At 37.4% G+C, this 19,319-nt stretch carries 19 protein-coding genes and 2 tRNA genes; all 21 read left to right on the top strand.

The window, feature by feature from the left end; all coding sequences use genetic code 11:
* The first annotated feature begins 18 nt into the window (after positions 1-18).
* The 21 genes from FYJ25_RS08685 to FYJ25_RS08585 all read left to right on the top strand — a co-directional run bounded on the left by FYJ25_RS08685 (position 19) and on the right by FYJ25_RS08585 (position 19,221).
* Positions 19-2,112 (top strand): elongation factor G, encoded by a 2,094-nt coding sequence (locus FYJ25_RS08685; protein ID WP_154581066.1) that lies wholly within the window; start codon positions 19-21, stop codon positions 2,110-2,112.
* Between the two features lie 3 nt (positions 2,113-2,115).
* Positions 2,116-2,667, top strand: coding sequence for an HD domain-containing protein (locus FYJ25_RS08680; RefSeq protein WP_154581065.1), 552 nt, complete (start codon positions 2,116-2,118; stop codon positions 2,665-2,667).
* Positions 2,668-2,964: 297 nt separating this feature from the next.
* Positions 2,965-3,408 (top strand): ACT domain-containing protein, encoded by a 444-nt coding sequence (locus FYJ25_RS08675; RefSeq protein ID WP_154581064.1) that lies wholly within the window; start codon positions 2,965-2,967, stop codon positions 3,406-3,408.
* An 11-nt stretch (positions 3,409-3,419) separates the two neighbouring features.
* Positions 3,420-4,625: a homoserine dehydrogenase gene (locus FYJ25_RS08670; RefSeq protein WP_154581063.1), complete on the top strand. Its 1,206-nt coding sequence runs from the start codon at positions 3,420-3,422 to the stop codon at positions 4,623-4,625.
* 139 nt (positions 4,626-4,764) lie between these two features.
* On the top strand, positions 4,765-5,973 hold the full coding sequence (locus FYJ25_RS08665; protein WP_021908165.1) for an aspartate kinase: 1,209 nt from the start codon (positions 4,765-4,767) through the stop codon (positions 5,971-5,973).
* A 702-nt stretch (positions 5,974-6,675) separates the two neighbouring features.
* On the top strand, positions 6,676-7,155 hold the full coding sequence (locus tag FYJ25_RS08660) for a deoxycytidylate deaminase (RefSeq protein WP_021908166.1): 480 nt from the start codon (positions 6,676-6,678) through the stop codon (positions 7,153-7,155).
* A gap of 324 nt (positions 7,156-7,479) precedes the next feature.
* Positions 7,480-7,974, top strand: coding sequence for a translation initiation factor IF-3 (infC, locus tag FYJ25_RS08655; protein ID WP_021908167.1), 495 nt, complete (start codon positions 7,480-7,482; stop codon positions 7,972-7,974).
* A gap of 30 nt (positions 7,975-8,004) precedes the next feature.
* On the top strand, positions 8,005-8,202 hold the full coding sequence (rpmI, locus tag FYJ25_RS08650) for a 50S ribosomal protein L35 (protein ID WP_005350182.1): 198 nt from the start codon (positions 8,005-8,007) through the stop codon (positions 8,200-8,202).
* 23 nt (positions 8,203-8,225) lie between these two features.
* Positions 8,226-8,582 carry a 50S ribosomal protein L20 gene (gene rplT, locus FYJ25_RS08645; protein ID WP_021908168.1) on the top strand — a complete coding sequence of 119 codons (357 nt, stop codon included), beginning with the start codon at positions 8,226-8,228 and terminating at the stop codon, positions 8,580-8,582.
* A 107-nt stretch (positions 8,583-8,689) separates the two neighbouring features.
* Positions 8,690-9,772 carry a glucosaminidase domain-containing protein gene (locus FYJ25_RS08640; protein WP_154581062.1) on the top strand — a complete coding sequence of 361 codons (1,083 nt, stop codon included), beginning with the start codon at positions 8,690-8,692 and terminating at the stop codon, positions 9,770-9,772.
* A 6-nt stretch (positions 9,773-9,778) separates the two neighbouring features.
* A complete protein-coding gene (locus tag FYJ25_RS08635) occupies positions 9,779-10,468 on the top strand; it encodes a hypothetical protein (protein WP_096239568.1) in 690 nt (229 codons plus the stop codon).
* Positions 10,469-10,768: 300 nt separating this feature from the next.
* Positions 10,769-10,853 (top strand) — tRNA-Leu (locus FYJ25_RS08630).
* Positions 10,854-10,993: 140 nt separating this feature from the next.
* Positions 10,994-11,078, top strand: a tRNA-Leu gene (locus FYJ25_RS08625).
* A 213-nt stretch (positions 11,079-11,291) separates the two neighbouring features.
* Positions 11,292-11,621 carry a TIGR04086 family membrane protein gene (locus FYJ25_RS08620; protein WP_157908551.1) on the top strand — a complete coding sequence of 110 codons (330 nt, stop codon included), beginning with the start codon at positions 11,292-11,294 and terminating at the stop codon, positions 11,619-11,621.
* A gap of 115 nt (positions 11,622-11,736) precedes the next feature.
* Positions 11,737-11,883, top strand: a complete 147-nt coding sequence (scfA, locus tag FYJ25_RS08615) for a six-cysteine ranthipeptide SCIFF (RefSeq protein ID WP_005347340.1) — start codon at positions 11,737-11,739, stop codon at positions 11,881-11,883.
* A gap of 267 nt (positions 11,884-12,150) precedes the next feature.
* Entirely contained in the window at positions 12,151-13,521 is a 1,371-nt protein-coding gene (gene scfB, locus FYJ25_RS08610) for a thioether cross-link-forming SCIFF peptide maturase (protein ID WP_096239570.1), read from the top strand.
* Positions 13,522-15,294: a single-stranded-DNA-specific exonuclease RecJ gene (gene recJ, locus FYJ25_RS08605; protein WP_096239571.1), complete on the top strand. Its 1,773-nt coding sequence runs from the start codon at positions 13,522-13,524 to the stop codon at positions 15,292-15,294.
* Positions 15,295-15,308: 14 nt separating this feature from the next.
* Entirely contained in the window at positions 15,309-16,151 is an 843-nt protein-coding gene (locus tag FYJ25_RS08600; protein ID WP_147607557.1) for a Cof-type HAD-IIB family hydrolase, read from the top strand.
* Between the two features lie 218 nt (positions 16,152-16,369).
* The gene (locus tag FYJ25_RS08595) at positions 16,370-16,894 is read left to right on the top strand and encodes an adenine phosphoribosyltransferase (protein ID WP_021908175.1); all 525 of its coding nucleotides are present in this window, start codon (positions 16,370-16,372) and stop codon (positions 16,892-16,894) included.
* A gap of 216 nt (positions 16,895-17,110) precedes the next feature.
* Complete coding sequence (locus FYJ25_RS08590; RefSeq protein WP_021908176.1) at positions 17,111-17,980, top strand: MurR/RpiR family transcriptional regulator; 870 nt, start codon at positions 17,111-17,113, stop codon at positions 17,978-17,980.
* Complete coding sequence (locus FYJ25_RS08585; protein WP_096239573.1) at positions 17,980-19,221, top strand: BaiN/RdsA family NAD(P)/FAD-dependent oxidoreductase; 1,242 nt, start codon at positions 17,980-17,982, stop codon at positions 19,219-19,221. Before FYJ25_RS08590 ends, FYJ25_RS08585 begins: the two co-directional genes overlap by 1 nt.
* Positions 19,222-19,319: the final 98 nt, after the last annotated feature.

Here is a 19,319-nt window from a genome sequence, read left to right as displayed (position 1 = left end):
ACATGGGAGGAACTGATTATGAACGTATATGCAACCGAAAGTATTAGAAATGTCGTATTACTTGGACATGGTGGCTGTGGCAAGACTTCTTTAATTGAATCTATGGCTTTTACAACGGGGATTATTAAGAGGGTTCGTACAGTAACAGAAGGCGGTACAGTAAGTGATTACGATAAAGAAGAGGTTAAAAGAAAGTTTTCTATTCAGTCCTCAGTTATTCCTCTGGAGGTAGATGGAGTTAAGGTGAATCTTTTAGATACACCAGGTTTCTTTGATTTTTCAGGTGAAGTGTACGAAGCATTAAGTGTAGCAGATGGTGCGATCATCGTTATTAATGGTAAGTCCGGAGTAGAAGTTGGAACAAGAAAGAGTTTTGAATTTTGTGCGAAGAGAGGTATTCCGGTTATCGTATATATTACATGCGTAGAAGATGAACATGTAGATGCTTCTGCGATTATTGATGAACTTCGAGAAAGTTATGGTAACAAGATTGTACCGTTCCATATGCCAATGAAGGAAGGAACAGAATTTAAAGGATTTATCAATGCAGCGAAGATGTTAGAGTGTCGTTTACAGCCGAATGGAACTTACTACGAAAAAGAAGTAGAAGAAGGTGTGAATGAAGAGCTTGATGAGTATCGCCAGCAGTTGATGGAAGGTGTTGCTGAGACAAGCGAAGAACTTATGGAGAAGTTCTTTGCAGAAGAGCCATTTACAGAAGAAGAGATTAAGACAGCGATTGTTTCTTCTATTGCAAAGAGAGATCTTATGCCTGTTATCTGTGGAGCAATCAATACAGATTATGGTGCTAATATTCTTCTTCATGATATGGTGAAGTATTTCTCCGCACCAGGTACCGTTACAGATCAGTTTGTTGGAATTAAAGTAAAGACGGATGAACCGGTGAGTGCAGCTTACGATGTAAGCCAGCCGGTAAGTGCTTATGTATTTAAGACAATCGCAGATCCATTTGTAGGCCGTTTTTCTTTAGTAAAGGTTACAGATGGTATTTTAAAGGCAGATAGTGCTGTATATAATGCAAACAGAGATGCAGAAGAGCGTATCGGCAAGCTCTATGTTTTAAGAGGTAAGGAACAGATTGAAGTGAATGCTCTTTATGCAGGTGATATCGGAGCAATCGCAAAACTTTCTGTTACAAAGACAGGGGATACTTTATCACCGAAGGCTAACCCTATCATCTTTGAGAAAGCGGAGATGCCAGAACCATATACATTTGTCCGTTATGTCACAAAGACAAAAGGTGATGAAGATAAAGTTTCTGCTGCTCTTAAGAAGCTGATGGATGAAGATCTTACGTTAAAAGAAGTTAATGACAAAGCGAACCGTCAGATGTTATTATATGGTTTAGGAGATCAGCATCTTGAAATTGTAAAGAGTAAGCTTGCCGATCGATATAAAGTAGAAATCGAACTTGTAAAGCCAAAGGTAGCATTTAAAGAGACGATCCGAGGTAAAGTAGAAGTTCGTGGTAAGTATAAGAAACAGTCTGGTGGACATGGTCAGTATGGTGATGTTCTTATGGAATTTGAACCATCTGGCGATTTAGAAACACCATATGTATTTGATGAGAAGATTTTCGGTGGAGCTGTTCCAAAGAACTACTTCCCGGCAGTAGAGAAGGGTATTGCAGAAAGCTGTCTGAAGGGACCTTTAGCTGGATATCCGGTTGTTGGAATTAAAGCAACCTTGACAGATGGTTCTTATCATCCGGTTGACTCATCCGAGATGGCATTCAAGATGGCAGCGATCACAGCATTTAAGAATGGTGTGATGGATGCAAAACCAGTTCTTCTTGAACCGATTGTAAATCTTAAAGTAGATGTTCTTGATAAGAATACCGGTGATGTTATGGGTGACCTGAATAAGCGCCGCGGTCGTATTCTTGGAATGAATCCATTAGAAGGCGGAAGACAGGAATTAGTAGCAGATATTCCTTTGGCAAGCCTGATTGGATATTCTACAGATTTACGTTCCATGACAGGTGGAAGTGGAGAATTCTCCTATGAATTTAGCAGATATGAGCAGATGCCGGCAGATGCTCAGGAAAAAGTATTAAAAGAAGCAGCGGCTGAAAAGGAGAATATTAAATAAACTATGGTTGATAAAGCGATTACATTTGCTACGAAGGCGCATGAAGGTCAATTTCGAAAAGGAACAAAGCTTCCGTATATTGTGCATCCGTTAGAGGTGGGGGTTATTGTCTCACGAATGACACAGGACAAGGAAGTGATTGCAGCAGCAATTCTTCATGACACATTGGAAGATTGTAAAGAAGTAACGTTTTCTGTACTCTGTCAGGAATTTGGAGAAAGGGTGGCAGAGATTGTAAGAGCCGAGAGTGAGGAAAAGGGGGGGACCTGGAACGAGCGAAAGGCTAATACAGTAAGAAGATTAAAAGAAGAGAAAGTTTCTGATGTGAAGCTGGTTGCTTTGGCAGATAAGCTTTCAAATGCACGTTCCTTAAAACGAGATTATCAAATAGTTGGTGATAAGCTATGGCAGCGTTTTAATATGAAAGACAAAGCGCAGCAGGCCTGGTATTACAGGGGGTTATGTGATTCGTTAAAAGATATGGAGAAGTTTCCAGAATATTGGGAATTTTGTGAATTGATTGCTTATGTGTTTCGCGGTGTAGTTGTAGAGTAGTTTATAATATCTGTTTTTAACAAAAAAGAGTAATATAATAAAAGAGCAGGTATCATCGATGGAATGGTCGGGATACCTGTTCTTTTTTGCGGTGAATAAATGAAGAAAATAATGCAAAAACGATATTATTTTTGAAAAAGAATGTAACAGAAGTTGTTTTTTTAAGATTATTTTAAAAAAAAGCAGTTGCAAGGATGAAAATAGTATGATAATATCTTTGAGGTGAAAACATTTGTATTTCATAGACGAACAAATACGAGAAGGGAATCCTGACTGTTACAGGCAGGAGATAAGAATATGGAGAACAGTTCTAAATTTTATATGGTAAAAAAGAAAGCTTTGCCCGAAATATTATTAAAAGTGGCAGAAGCGAATGCTTTGCTAAACAGGGGGAAAGCAAGGACAATTAAAGAAGCGATAGATGCTGTCGGTATCAGTCGGAGTTCTTATTACAAATATAAAGATGATATCTTTCCTATTCATGAGAAGATACAGGGGAAAACGATTACCTTTGTAATGGAAATGGAAGACCGGCCGGGTCTGCTTTCCAGCATATTAAAGATTGTAGCAGATTGTAAGGCAAATATTTTGTCAATACATCAGAGTATACCGGTTAATCATATTGCTCTTATAACGTTAAGTGTAATGATTTTACCAATTACAGATGATGTGGCAGAACTTTTTGATAGAATTGAAAATGCAGATGGAATTAATAATCTGAAGATTGTTTCAGAAGAATAAGGAGGATAAAGATGATAAATGTAGCGGTGTTAGGACATGGCACGATTGGTTCAGGTGTAGTAGAAGTACTGCAGACCAATGCCGCAGTCATTGCAAAGAGAGTAGGAGAGGACATTGCCGTAAAATATATTTTGGATTTGAGAGATTTTCCGGGAGATCCGAATGCGGATAAAGTTGTTCATGATTACGATATTATCGATAAAGATAGCGATATTCAGGTTGTTGTAGAGTGTATGGGCGGCGTGGAGCCGGCTTATACTTTTGTAAAAAAAGCATTGCTTAATGGAAAAAGTGTTGCAACTTCGAATAAAGAACTGGTTGCAAAACATGGGGCAGAACTCATTGCGATCGCTCGAGAAAAGAACATAAACTTTTTATTTGAAGCAAGCGTTGGCGGCGGTATCCCGATTGTCCGTCCGTTACTGCGCTGCCTCACAGCAGATGTGATTGAAGAAGTCAGTGGTATTTTGAATGGTACAACAAATTATATGCTTACAAGAATGGGAGAAGAAGGACTTTCCTTTGAGGAAGCTTTAAAGGAAGCACAGGAAAAAGGATATGCAGAACTTCATCCGGAAGCAGATGTAGAAGGTTATGATGCCTGTCGTAAGGTTGCGATATTATCTTCTCTCGCATTTGGACAGCAGGTTGATTTTGAAGATATTTATACAGAAGGTATTACAAAAATTACTGCAGAAGATTTTTGTTATGCTGCAAAGATGAAAAAGAGTATCAAACTTCTTGGAAGCAGCTGGAGAACAGATGACAAGTTTTATGCTATGGTATGTCCGATGCTTTTAGATAATGAACATCCACTTGCAGGAGTAAAAGATGTATTTAACGCAATTTTTGTACGTGGAAATATGGTAGATGAGACAATGTTTTATGGTAAAGGAGCTGGAAAGCTTCCTACAGCCAGTGCAGTGGCAGCGGATGTTATAGATTGTGCGAAACATATTGGAAAGAATATTAAAATTCTTTGGGAACCGGAAAAACTTACATTAAGCGATCTTGGAAACTTTGAGAGAAAATATTTTGTAAGAATGCCAGCAGACACTGCCGAAGAAACAATACAGAATATATTTGGAACAGTAGAGATGATTTCAGTGGATGGAATTGATGAAAAAGCATTTATCACAGGGCTTATGAAAGAAAGTGCCTTTAATGCGGCAGCAGAAAAAGCAGGAAATATTATTAACCGTATTCGTCTTGACTGATTATAAAAAATATGTAGAATAGTCTGCATACAATCAAAGAGTAATTTTAATAGTTGGTTTTCCTGTATTACATCTGGAATACACTGACTTTAAATTAAAATAATAGATGAGAATATTGAAAGACTTAGGGAGGAACAGAATGTTAATCGTTAAAAAATTCGGAGGAACATCTGTAGGAAACAAAGAAAGAATTTTAAATGTTGCCAAGAGATGTATCGAAGATTATCAAAAGGGTAATGATGTTGTTGTTGTTTTATCCGCTATGGGTAAATCAACAGATGAACTGATCAATATGGCAAAAGATATCAATCCGACACCATCAAAAAGAGAGCTGGACATGCTTGTTACAACAGGAGAACAGGTTTCTGTATCCCTCATGGCAATGGCAATGGGTTCTTTAGGCGTGCCGGCGATTTCATTGAATGCATTTCAGGTAGCGATGCATACAACACACCGTTATGGTAATGCACAGTTAAAGAGAATTGATACAGATCGTATCCGTAATGAATTAGAACAGAGAAAGATCGTTCTTGTTACCGGATTCCAGGGAATTGATAAGTTTGATAACGTAACAACACTTGGAAGAGGTGGTTCTGATACAACAGCAGTAGCACTGGCAGCGGCTCTTAATGCAGATGCCTGCGAAATCTACACAGACGTAGATGGTGTTTATACAGCAGATCCACGTTACGTGAAGAAAGCAAGAAAGCTTGATGAGATTACTTATGATGAGATGCTTGATTTGGCTTCTCTTGGAGCGGGAGTACTTCACAATCGTTCCGTAGAGATGGCAAAGAAATATGGAGTACAGTTAGTAGTTAGATCAAGTTTAAATAATAACGAAGGAACAATCGTCAGGGAGGAAGTAAACATGGAAAAGATGCTTGTAAGCGGTGTTGCAGCCGATAAGAATGCCACAAGAATTGCAGTAATTGGATTAAAGGATGAACCGGGAATCGCATTCCATCTCTTTAATGCCCTTGCAAAATACAACATTAACGTTGATATTATCTTACAGTCTGTAGGACGTAACGGAACAAAGGATATTTCCTTTACTGTAGCAGAAGATGAAGCAGATGAGGCAGTAGCGATCATCCAGAAGAGCTTTCCAAAGAGCGAGTATAACAAGATTGACGAAGAAAAAGATGTTGCAAAGATTTCTATCGTAGGTGCCGGAATGATGACACATCCAGGTGTTGCAGCTTCTATGTTTGAAGCATTATATGATGCAGGAGTTAACATTAAGATGATCAGTACTTCTGAGATTCGTGTTACAGTTCTCATTGACGAGAAATATACAGAAAGAGCGTTAAATGCAGTACATGACAAGTTTGCATTAGGCGACTAATTCTGAACTGTAGATTTCGTATAGACGAAAAAAGAAAAGCTGGCATATCCCATCTGCTCTGTAGTCGCTGTGATTAAAATGCTAAACCGCATCTTAATCACGCTCCGAAGCCGTATCTGGGATATGCCAGTTTTTCTTTTTTCTGTCTACTGTAAATCCATAGTTTGCAAGAATGGGGGATGTTTTCCTTACAATTTAGCAAAAAAGATCTATTTATAGTGCCTGTCTGCTCTTATTCAGCAAATCAGTTAAAAAATAAACGGGTTTGTTCAGAAATCTACGATTTTTATTCAGATAAAATCTCCAAAAGAGAAAAATTTCTTGTTGTGGGATGCTATATAGAAGTGAAGTTAGCACGCATCTGATATAACTAAATTCCAAGTATATACAACAATTTGAATGTCAATCCTTTAAAATTTAATTCCCCGATAATCTATAACCTTCTGGAGATTCCCCATTCTCACCAACTGTGGATTTACAGTAATCAGAAAAAAGAAATCATCCCCTATCCCAGATGCGGCTTGGGAGCGTATTTAAGATGCGGATGAGCATCTTAAATACAGCGACTACAGAGAAGATGGGATAGGGGATGATTTCTTTTTTCGTCTATCTGAAATCTACCTGAAATCTACAGATCAGGATTGTTTTATAAATCTTTATGTGTTATGATTAAAGAAAATATCGAGGACAGGAGAGTAAGCGATGAAAAGACAAGACTACTTATCGTGGGATGCCTATTTTATGGGTGTAGCCCTTCTTTCTGCGCAGAGAAGTAAGGATAATAATACGCAGGTTGGCTCCTGCATTGTTGATCCGCATAATAAGATTCTCTCTATGGGGTATAATGGAATGCCGACAGGATGCAGTGATGACAGAATGCCATGGGAACGGAAGGGAACTCCGCTTGATACAAAGTATTTATATGTGTGCCATGCGGAACTGAATTCTATACTTAATTATAGTGGCGGTTCTTTAAGAGGAGCGCGTATTTATACTACTTTATTTCCATGTAATGAGTGTACTAAGGCGATTATCCAGGCGGGAATTACAGAAGTAATCTACTATTCTGATAAGTATGCGGATACAGATTCTACGATTGCAGCGAAAAGAATGTTTGATATGGTAGGAATTACTTACAGGCAGTACCAGAAAGAAGAAAAAGAGCTGGTTCTGGATTTGTAAAAGACATAAATGTCTTGATAGATGAATAGAATTTAAAAAAGTGACAAAAAAGACTTGACATGTTGTCTGGGTAATGCTATAGTAATTAAGGTTATTGAGTAACAGAAAAGCAGAGTATCCACTCTCACCTTAGCACGTATGGTGACTCGGGTTAATATCGTATATATAATGAACTGTTTTGACAGGGATTATGAGATATTTTGTGGATGGTCTTGTGACTGTCCATTTTTTCTATGTTTTTCATGGGTGTTTGGGCACAAGGTGTACTTGAATTGCCGGACTAATGTTTATTTTTTATGGAGGTGTACTACTATTAACGAATTAATGATTAATGAACAGGTACGTGACAGAGAGGTTAGAGTTATCAGCAGTGATGGAGAGCAGCTTGGAATTATGTCTTCAAAGGAAGCTATGAAGCTTGCAAGAGAGGCAGAACTTGACCTTGTAAAGATTGCTCCGAATGCAAAGCCGCCTGTGTGCAAGATTATTGATTATGGAAAATATAGATATGAGCTTGCCCGTAAAGAGAAGGAAGCTAAGAAAAAGCAGAAGACGATTGATGTGAAGGAAGTAAGACTTTCACCGAATATCGATAAGAATGACCTGAATACCAAGATCAATCAGGCAAGAAAGTTCCTTTCTAAAGGCGATAAAGTAAAGGTAACTCTTCGTTTCAGAGGAAGAGAACTTGCTCATGTGAATTCCAGTAAGGGAATTCTTGAGGATTTTGCACAGCAGCTTTCAGATATAGCTGTTGTTGATAAACAGCCTAAATTTGAAGGAAGAAGTATGATAATGTTTTTAACTGAAAAACGTTAATTAAGATTAGAAATTAGGAGGACTAATATTATGCCAAAAATGAAAACAAGCAGAGCAGCTGCAAAACGTTTTAAAAAGACAGGTAGTGGAAAGTTAAAAAGAAATAAAGCTTACAAGAGCCATATCTTAACAAAGAAATCTCAGAAGAGAAAAAGAAATTTAAGAAAAGCTGCAATGACAGATGCAACTAACGTAAAGAACATGAAGAAGATTTTACCATATCTTTAATCGTATATAGGAGGAAGTAATTAATGGCTAGAGTAAAAGGCGCAATTGGCGCAAAGAAAAGACATAACAGAACACTGAAGCTTGCAAAAGGTTACAGAGGAGCAAGATCTAAACAGTATAGAGTAGCTAAACAGTCCGTAATGAGAGCTTTAACAAGCGCTTACGCAGGAAGAAAGCAGAGAAAGAGACAGTTCAGACAGTTATGGATCGCACGTATCAACGCTGCAGCAAGAATGAACGGACTTTCTTACAGCAAGTTCATGTACGGCTTAAAGTTAGCAGGTGTAGAAGTTAACAGAAAGATGCTTTCCGAGATGGCAATCGCTGATCCGGCAGGTTTCGCAGCTCTTGCAGAATTAGCAAAGAGCAAATTAGCATAATGAAGGTTAAGGCCAGCAGATATTATCTGCTGGCTTTTTTATTTACAAAAAAGTTGTCCATTTATTAAATAACATTAATTTTTATTTCTAAAAGGGAGGAGATAGTTATGAAAAATGTAAAGGTTATTAAAAAGGCTGCAATTTTTTTAATGGTGTTTGTTCTGGCATTCAGCTCGTTAAGTGCAGCAGCAGCAGTTACTTATAAAACAGGTAATCGTACTGTTCGCTACAGAGGTGCAAATTATAAAGTATATTATAATAGTAAGAGAGTGAATAGTGTAACAAGACCATCTTTGATGATTAACGGAAATATTATGATTCCATATCATTATACAATGGTAAAAAGAGGACCAAAAGTATCTGTATCAAAAGCGAATAAAGGAAAGACAATAACGCTTTCTGCGAATGGAAATCAAGTAAGGTTTTATCTAAATAAAAAGTACATAAAAGTAAATGGAAAAAAAGAGAATATTCGTACTGCTCCTGTTAAAGCAAAGATAGGGGGAACTAGTCTTATAATGCTTCCAGCAAGAGTTGCTTTTGAGGAGCTGGGATTTCATTATATATATAACAAATCTAAAAAGGCAATCTATGTGACAGGAAATACAACGACAACAAATGCACCGGCCTCAACACCGATTGTGAATGAACCGGCGGTGAATACAGGTCTTCAGGCAACAGCTTTTAAGAATATGAGTACACAGGAATTTATTAATGCAGTAGGACCGATTGCAAGAGAAGATTACAGAAAAACAGGTGTGCTTGCCTCTGTTACTTTGGCGCAGGCAATTAATGAGAGTGGCTGGGGTAAGTCAGGGCTTACACAGAATTCCAACAATATGTTCGGTATGAAAACTTCTCTTTCCGGTAATAGCTGGTCAGGATCAGTGTGGGATGGAAGAAGTTATGTAGAAGTGAAGACAAGAGAAGAGTATAACGGAAAGAAAGTGACTATTACTGCGAAGTTCCGTAAATATCCTTCTGTAGCACAGTCTATCGCTGATCATTCCGCATATCTTTCTAACGCTATGAATGGTGCGAGAAGACGATATAATGGACTTACAGACACAAAGAGTTATTCTTCTCAGCTTACAATTCTTCAAAAAGGCGGATATTGTACATGGTCGGGATATGTATCAGAGCTGACAACGCTTATTAAAAAATATAATCTGACAAAGTGGGATAATTAATGGTTTATGGTAAAAAAAGAAAATGATCAGGAATTGCTATCAGTAAAGAAGACGATTCTTTCGATGTCATTTTCGTTGGTATTGGTAGCAGCAGTGCTTCTATTTATTTTTGGGTTTCGATATTTTTTGAGCGGAAGAGAGTATAAAGGTGCGAATGTTCAAAAAGAAGAACGAAAGAATGATTATGATGCACATAAAGAATATCTGGAAACAGATAAGTCATTTAAGGCCGGCTATATTATGATAAAGAATTTGCCTGCAAAAGGGTTATATATATCAGAATTACCGGGAAAGAAAGAAAATAGTTCTACTTATTTAAAAAGTGGGCAGATTCTTTGGGCAAGCAAAAAGGGAACATATAAAGATAAAACATATTATCATCTGAAAAATGGAATGTATTTGTATGCCAGCGAAAAGTACATGGAAGAACTTGCTTCTTATGAGAAACTGGAAGGATATGTAGCTATTACATATATTAGTTCCACTGGAGTAAGACTTCGTAAATGGGCGGATTTTCAGGCGGATAATGTAGTAAAGTCTGTTTATGTTGGTGATAAAGTACAGGTAAAAGGCAAGGTTACACGAAAGAACGGAGAATCTGCTTATATTACAGATAAAGGACTTTATCTTACGACAGACATTCAGTATTTAAACGACTATACAACGGAAGCAGACTCATCAGAAAATGAAAAATAAAAAGTCTTCTGTAGCAGATGGGAAATTAGATACAGTTAAAAGTTTAAGTACATTTTAATTGTATGAATATCATATCTGCTACAGGGGATTTTTATCTCAGTCGAGAAGACTCCCACTTCTTTCAGGTGGTGAGTGACAGCGGCTCGACTTGAATTTGCCAGAAATAGAAGATGAAAAGGGTAAGTTTATTTTACTTATAGTTAAAAATTTTGAAAAAATTAAAAAAATTTAAAAAAGTGCTTGCAATTTAAAAAAACTGTGTTATAATAATTTTTGTCAGTGAGAGATAATTACTGATAAGCAGTTGTGGCGGAATTGGCATACGCGCTAGACTAAGGATCTAGTCCGGGCTGACTGGGTACGGGTTCAAGTCCCGTCAACTGCATGAGAGCTGAAGACATAAAGTTTTCAGCTCTTTGTTTTTATCATAAAAATATGATATGAAATTTAATAAAAAAATACTTGCATTAGAAGTAATGTTATGGTATACTAATTTTCGTTGGTGAGCAAGAGATTCACTGATAAGCAGTTGTGGCGGAATTGGCATACGCGCTAGACTAAGGATCTAGTCCGGGCTGACTGGGTACGGGTTCAAGTCCCGTCAACTGCATAAGAGCTGAAGATGATAAGTCTTCAGCTCTTTTTGTTTTATAGAAAATCGCTCCTACGTAGAGTAAGAGAATGTGCGAAGACACAGTATTTGTTATTATGATTTGTTCTAAATAAAAATAGAATTCATACACTGTATAAAAATATTCAGGTACGGAGATACATGGACGGGATTTCTTATAAAAAATGGATGGATAGGATAGGAAGAGTGTTAGTGTCTGTTATAATTGCTGTTTTGCTAACAATGCTCTTTCTGGCTGTATTTGCATTTGCTATGTTAAAGGGAAGCTTATCTGCTTCTGTAGAAAAGATTGGCCTGATTGTAATGAGCGTTATTGCCTGCTTTGTCGGTGGATTTTTTTGCGGAAAGAAAAATACGAAGAAAAGGTATTTATGGGGACTGGGGGTTGGTGCTTTATATTGTTTGTTTTTTTCAGTGATACGTGTGGGAATGGGGCAGCCTTTTATGGCAGATAAAACAGCATTTTTTACGACACTTTTATATTGTGCAGCCGGAGGGATGCTTGGAGGAATGTTGAGTTAAGTAGAGGTCTCTTTAAAAAGGTCTTTTCTTACGGGAGGGTTTGTGTTATAATAACCTACAAAGTGTCATCTTAGATGCTTTGCATACTAGATTATGAAGTGAGGAGGCGTTATTAATGAAACGTGTAAAGACACTGACCGGAAACAAGACATACGGTACTACCATGTGTAAAGGTGGATGCGGTGAATGCCAGACATCCTGCCAGTCTGCCTGCAAGACATCTTGTACAGTAGGTAACCAGACTTGCGAGAGTAATAAATAATTAAAAAGCACAACAGGAAGATTGCTTCCTGACATATGCTTGAAGTAGGGTGAACTGTCTTTGCGGTCAGTTCACCTTATCTCTTGTATAGAAATTTTATAATATAAATTTTATATAAAAATTTTGTATGAAATCTTGTATGGAAAAGTATTTTCCTAAGATCACTTTATGATAATTTGATAAATATCGTAAGAATTCTCCTACCATTACAGGTGGGAGGATATCACATATAGAAGAGAAGTAAGAGAGTAGAAAGGGATAATTAACGTGATTCACCAGTATAAAAATAATGGATATAATATTGTTATGGATGTGTGCAGTGGTGCGATCCATGTAGTTGATGATGTGACATATGATGTAATTGCTTTATATGAAGAAAAGAATTTAGAGGAAATTAAAAAGGAATTGTCTGATACTTATAATAAGGAAGAGATTGAAGAGGCATATAAAGAAGTGACTTCTTTAAAAGAAGAAGGTTTATTATTTACAGAAGATATTTATGAAGAGTACATTAACGAAGTTAAGAGTAGAAAGACTGTAGTAAAGGCTCTTTGTCTGCATATCGCTCATGATTGTAACCTTGCCTGCCGCTATTGTTTTGCAGAAGAGGGAGAATATAAGGGACATCGTGAGCTTATGAGCGCTAAAGTAGGAAAAGCTGCTCTTGATTTCCTTGTGAAAAATTCTGGTAATCGTCACAATCTTGAGGTGGATTTCTTTGGCGGCGAGCCAACGATGAATTTTGATGTTGTAAAAGAAGTTGTAGAGTACGGACGTTCTCTTGAAAAAGATTATGATAAACATTTCCGTTTTACTTTCACAACAAATGGTGTTCTTTTAAATGATGAAATGATGGAATTTGCTAATAAAGAGATGGATAATGTCGTTTTAAGTGTAGATGGACGAAAAGAAGTCCATGACTATATGCGTCCTACAAGAAATGGCAAGCCAAGCTATGATCTGATCATGCCAAAGTTTATTCGCTTTGCAGAATCGAGACATCAGCAGAAATATTATGTAAGAGGAACATTTACAAATAGAAATCTTGATTTTTCTAAGGATGTTCTTCATCTTGCGGATTTGGGATTTGAACAGATTTCCATGGAGCCGGTTGTTGGACAGCCAGAAGAGCCATATGCAATTCAGGAAAAGGATCTTCCGCAGATTTTTGATGAGTATGACAGACTTGCAAAAGAAATGATTCAGAGAGAAAAAGAGGGAAGAGGATTTAATTTCTTTCATTTTATGATTGATCTTACAGGCGGACCATGTGTGGCAAAGAGACTTTCCGGCTGTGGAAGTGGAACAGAGTATTTAGCAGTAACACCTTGGGGAGACTTATACCCATGTCATCAGTTTGTAGGGGAAGATAAGTTCCTTCTTGGTAATGTTTTTGATGGAATTAAACGTACAGATATTTGTGATGAATTCCGTTCCTGTAACGTATACACCAAGAAGAAATGTAAAGAGTGTTTTGCAAGATTCTACTGTAGTGGCGGATGTCCTGCAAATTCTTATAATTTCCATGGAACAATCGATGATTCTTATGATCTGAGCTGTGATATGGAACGTAAACGAGTAGAGTGCGCAATTATGATTAAGGCAGCATTAGCAGATACAGAGGGCGAAGAGGAATAAATGGAAAAGTGGTTTGTCGCTTCAAAAAGAGCAGATTTTAATAAGATTGGAGAAGTATTTCATATCAGTCCAGTGACGGCGCGTCTGATGCGGAATAGGGACTTAACAACAATAGAAGAAATGCAGCGTTATTTGTATGGTTCCCTGTCGGATCTTTATGATCCTCATCTTTTAAAAGATGCAGATAAAGGGGCGGAAATCATAAAAGAAAAGATAGAAGCAGGGAAAAAGATTCGTATTATTTCAGATTATGATGTCGATGGTGTTTCTTCAAACTATATTTTATACCAGGGATTGAAACGCTGTGGTGCAGATGTGGATTATAAGATTCCAGATCGTGTAGAAGACGGTTATGGTATTAATGAGCATCTGATAGAGCAGGCGGCAGAGGATGGGATTGATACGATTATTACCTGTGATAATGGAATTGCTGCATCGGCTCAGATTGCTTATGGTAATTCTTTAGGTTTGACGATTGTTGTAACGGATCATCATGATATTCCGTTTCAAAAAGAAAATGATGAAATAACCTATCTACTTCCGCCAGCTGCTGCTGTGATTAATCCCAAACAGAAAGATTGTTCCTATCCATTTAAAAGTATATGTGGAGCAGTGGTTGTCTATAAGTTTATTCAGGTGCTTTATGATCTGTTTCAGATTGATCAAAAAGAAAGCGAGGCATTTCTTGAAATCGCAGCAATGGCAACGGTTTGTGATGTGATGCCTCTATTTGATGAAAATCGGATTCTTGTAAAGGAAGGGCTGCGCCGAATCAGGCAGACAGAGATTGTGGGTCTGCAGGCTTTGATAGAGGCGAATCATCTTGAAGATAAGAAGTTATCTTCCTATCATTTTGGATTTATCCTTGGACCATGTATTAATGCCTCCGGACGACTTACTTCGGCAAAGGAGGCATTAGAGCTTCTTCTTTGCAAGGACAAGGAAATCTGCAGACAGAAAGCAGAGGCACTTACTGCTTTAAATGCAGAAAGAAAAGAGATGACCGCAGATGGAGTGAAAGCAGCAAAAGCATATCTGGAAAGTACAGGCCATGCAAAAGATAAAGTGTTAGTTGTATATCTGCCGGATTGTCATGAAAGTATCGCAGGAATTATTGCTGGCAGAATGAAGGAATATTATCACAAACCGGTTTTTGTCATTACAAGAACAAAAGAGGGGTTAAAAGGCTCCGGAAGATCAATTGAAGCATATCATATGTATCAGGAAATGAATAAAATCAAAGAATGTTTTGATAAATTTGGTGGTCATCCGATGGCGGCCGGTCTTTCTATGCAGGAAGACAGGTTAGAGGAATTCCGGGAGAAATTAAATACGAATACTACGCTTACAGAAGAGGATTTTGTAGAAAAGGTACATATTGATGTAGCATTACCGATTTCGTATCTGTCAGAAAGCCTGATTAAAGAATTTGAATTGCTCGAACCGTTTGGGAATGAAAATACAAAACCATTGTTTGCACAAAAAGATTTGTACATAAAGGGGATACGTGTTCTTGGAACAACTGGTCGGTGTTTGAAGTTGTTTCTTTCTGACGGAAGTCAAACGAACATAGAAGCAATGTATTTTGGAGAATCGGATGGTTTTTTAGAAGAACTTTCTTGTTTTTGCGGAAAAGAAGAAGCACAAAGAGTTCAAAGAGGATTGCCACATCATATATGGATGGATGTAACCTATTATCCACAGATTAATGAGTGGAGAGGTCAGAAAAGTATTCAGATTGTTATTCAGAATTATCGTTTTAAACACCAGTAAAGGAGTAAAGATGTATGGAACAGAAGAATAAAAATGTCAGATTGATAGGATTAGATTTAGATGGAACTACGCTTACTTCAGAAAAGGTATTAACCCCACATACAAAGGAAGTTCTAGAAAAATGCTTAGCCGAAGGTATTCAGGTCCTTCCGGCGACAGGCAGAGTGAAAACAGGTATTCCAGAGTATTTAACACAGATTGAAGGAATGCGATATGTCATTTTATCAAATGGTGCAAGTGTTTTGGATTTGAAAGAAGATAAAGTACTTTATCAAAATTGTATTCCATGGAAAAGAGCTTTAGAGCTATTTGATGTGCTGGAAACTTATCATACATTTTATGATGTATATGCTTTGGGAACAGGATGGTGTGAAGCGCGTTTTTATGATAATGTAGGCAATTATGGAATTGAAAAGCATATTGAAAACCTAGTAAGAACAACACGTAACCGAATTGATGATCTGAGAGTGTGGATGAAAGAGAATAAGGCTCCGGTCGAAAAAATTAATATGTTTTTTGCCAGAGAAGAAGACAGACAAAGAGCGTTTAAGGATCTTAGAGAGATAAAAGATCTGGCAGTGACCTGCTCTCTTGGAAATAATCTTGAGATTAACGGGGCAACATGCAATAAGGGAGATGCGATGTTACATCTTGGGAAGATTCTTGATATTCCGGTAGAAAGTATTATGGCATGTGGAGACGGAAACAATGATTTTGAAATGGTAAAGATGGCGGGTGTCGGTGTTGCCATGGAGAATGGAGAAGAGTCTTTAAAAGAAGTTGCAGACTTTGTCACAAAGACAAATGATGAGGAAGGGGTGGCATATGCCATCGAATATTTTTGTGATTTAAAGTAAAATGTTGATCCTGACATCTAAAATAAAAATGAAATTACGAAGGCAAATGACAAATATAAATTGTATCAGGACGCAAATGATCTTGTTGTCATAAGTTTTATAGAAAGATAATAGAAATATGCAGATTTTGTTGTTTTTTGTGTGAAAAATCTGCTATAATTAACATAAGAAAAAAGTAGTAGTTTTATGCCTGTTTTCGGGCAGAAAGGGTGGACAAAGTGAAGAAACTTGAAGATTATGTCATCAATATTCCGGATTTCCCAAAACCAGGAATTATTTTTAGGGATATTACATCAATCTTACGTGATCCAGAAGGATTGAAACTTAGTGTACATGAATTGATGCACTGCCTTGAGGGAACAGAATTTGATGTTGTTGTCGGAGCGGAATCTCGTGGATTCTTATTTGGTATGCCTCTTGCATATAATAAGAGTAAAGGGTTTGTACCTGTACGTAAAAAGGGCAAGCTGCCAAGAGAGACAGTAAGCAGGGAGTATGCTTTGGAATATGGAACAGCAGAAATAGAGATTCATAAAGAAGATATCCGTCCGGGTCAGAGAGTTGTATTTGTCGATGATCTGCTGGCAACAGGCGGAACGGCAAAAGCAGCGATTGATTTGATCGAACAGCTTGGCGGTGTTGTTGTAAAGGTTCTTTTTGTTATGGAACTGCAGGGACTGCATGGACGAGATGCTTTAAAAGGCTATGATGTAGAAGCTGTTATCACTTATCCTGGAAAGTAATCAGTAATGAATCATTAAGAAATGAAAACTGTGCAACCGAAGTTTTTCGGAAACACAGTTTTTCTTTTTGGAAAACTTTTTGCTAAATTACAAAAACAGAAAAAACGATTCCTGTTTGCAATTTTTTTGTTTAAATCCTTCATTTTGCTTTACAAAAACAGAAAAATGGAGTATTATGAAATATACTTAATTTTACAGAATAGGTGGAGTAATAGAGTGGAACATTTAAATTTATTACAGAGGATTGAGCAGAAGTCTTCTGAGTTTAGTAAAGGACAGAGAAGGCTGGCTCAGTATATTACAGAGAATTATGATATTGCGGCATATCTTACTGCATCCAAGCTTGGAAAGGAAGCGGGAGTCAGTGAATCAACAGTAGTTCGTTTTGCTTATCAGCTTGATTATGAAGGATATCCGGAGTTACAGAAGGCAATTCAGGTTATCGTAAAGACGAACTCAAACTCTATTCAGAGGATGTCTCTTTCCTCTAAGAGATATCAGGAAAAAGGTGTCTTAAAGAGCATTCTTTATACAGATGCGGAACGACTTAGAGATACGATTCAGAGTGGGGTGGATGAAAAGGAATTTAACAGGTCGGTAATGCTTATTAACGATGCAAGAAGATTATATATTTTAGGCGCGCGCAGTGCTGCATATCTTGCAGGGTTGATGGGATATTACTTTAAGATGTTATTTGACAATGTAATTATTGTGGATGCTAACAGTACCTCTGAGACATTAGAGCAGATTTATGATATCAGTGAGAATGATGTTATGATGGGCATTACTTTTCCAAGATATTCCAAAAGAACGATCTGCGCTCTTCAGTATGCAAAGAATCATGGAGCAAAGACAATCGCACTTACCGATAATATGCAGTCTCCTATTATAGAGTATGCGGACTGTAAACTAATCGCAAAGAGTGATGTGATGACAATCGTTGATTCTCTTGTATGTCCGTTAAGCGTTGTGAATGCGATGGTTACAGCAATCGCACTGCTTCGTAAAGAAGATGTTGAGAAGCGCCTGATGGCTCTTGAGGAACTCTGGAACGAATATGATGTTTATAACAGGAGTTTACTATAATGAACAAAGTAATTATTGTAGGTGGAGGGGCAGCCGGTATGATGGCTGCCATTTCTGCGTCTAAAGCAGGAAAGAAGGTATGTATTCTTGAAAAAAATGAGAAGCTTGGCAAGAAGCTTTTCATTACAGGAAAAGGCAGATGTAATATTACAAATGCTTGTCCGGCGGAGGAATTTCTTACGCATGTAGTAACAAATCCTCGTTTTTTATATAGTACATTTTCACAATTTAATAATGAGGATATGATAGAATATCTGGAGAAAATCGGTCTTCCTGTAAAAACAGAACGAGGACAGAGAGTCTTTCCGCAGTCAGATCGATCTTCTGATGTAATACAGGCATTAAAAAGAGAGTGTGAGAAAGGCAGAGTAAAGATTTATTATCATACAGAGGTAAAAGAACTGCTTTTTAATGAAGAGAAAGATCAGTGTGTAGGTGTACTTTTGTCTGATGGCAGAAAGATGGAAGGAGATTCAGTGATTCTTGCCTGTGGAGGATTTTCTTATGCATCTACTGGTTCTGATGGGGCAGGATATATCCTTGCAAAACAGGCAGGACATAAAATTAAATCCATCGAGCCATCCCTTGTTCCGTTTGAAATGAAGGAGAACTGGTGCAAAGAGTTGATGGGACTTACATTAAAGAATGTTATGGTTCGCATAAAAACAAAGAAGAAAACAATCTATGAAGGATTTGGAGAATTTTTGTTTACACATTTTGGAGTGAGTGGTCCGCTTGTTCTTACTGCAAGCACCTGCCTTGGCAAGTATCAAAAGGAATTAGAAGCAGGAGAATTGAAACTGTTTCTTGACTTAAAGGCTTCTCTTACACCGGAGCAGTTAGACAAACGTTTTTTAAGAGAATTTGATACGTATCGTAATAAAAATATTTCAAATGTAATGGAACGTCTGCTCCCTAAAAAGATGATTCCAGTCTTTCTTGATACGGCACAGATTCCAGAGGATAAAAAGATAAGGGATATCAGCAAAAAAGAAAGAAGACGCATGATTGAACTTATGAAGAATTTTGAGATGCATATCAGCGGTGTAAGAGGATTTAATGAAGCGATCGTCACAAGAGGCGGTGTGAATGTAAAAGAAATTAATCCGGCAACGATGGAATCAAAGAAGGTAAAACATCTCTTTTTTGCCGGAGAGATTATGGATTTAGATGCCGTTACAGGTGGATATAATCTGCAGATTGCATGGACAACAGGCTATGCAGCAGGAAAAAATGCGTAAAAACTACGTGAATTTCAAAAAAAATATAAAAAAATGTTTTTTTTTTCGCGAAGATATGTTACACTAATCAAGTGTAGGTAAAAGTGAAATCACTGTGT

The sequence above is a fragment of the Anaerobutyricum soehngenii genome, assembly GCF_009697165.1.
Lineage (GTDB): Bacteria > Bacillota > Clostridia > Lachnospirales > Lachnospiraceae > Anaerobutyricum > Anaerobutyricum soehngenii.
This window is presented reverse-complemented; position numbering and strand designations above follow the sequence as displayed.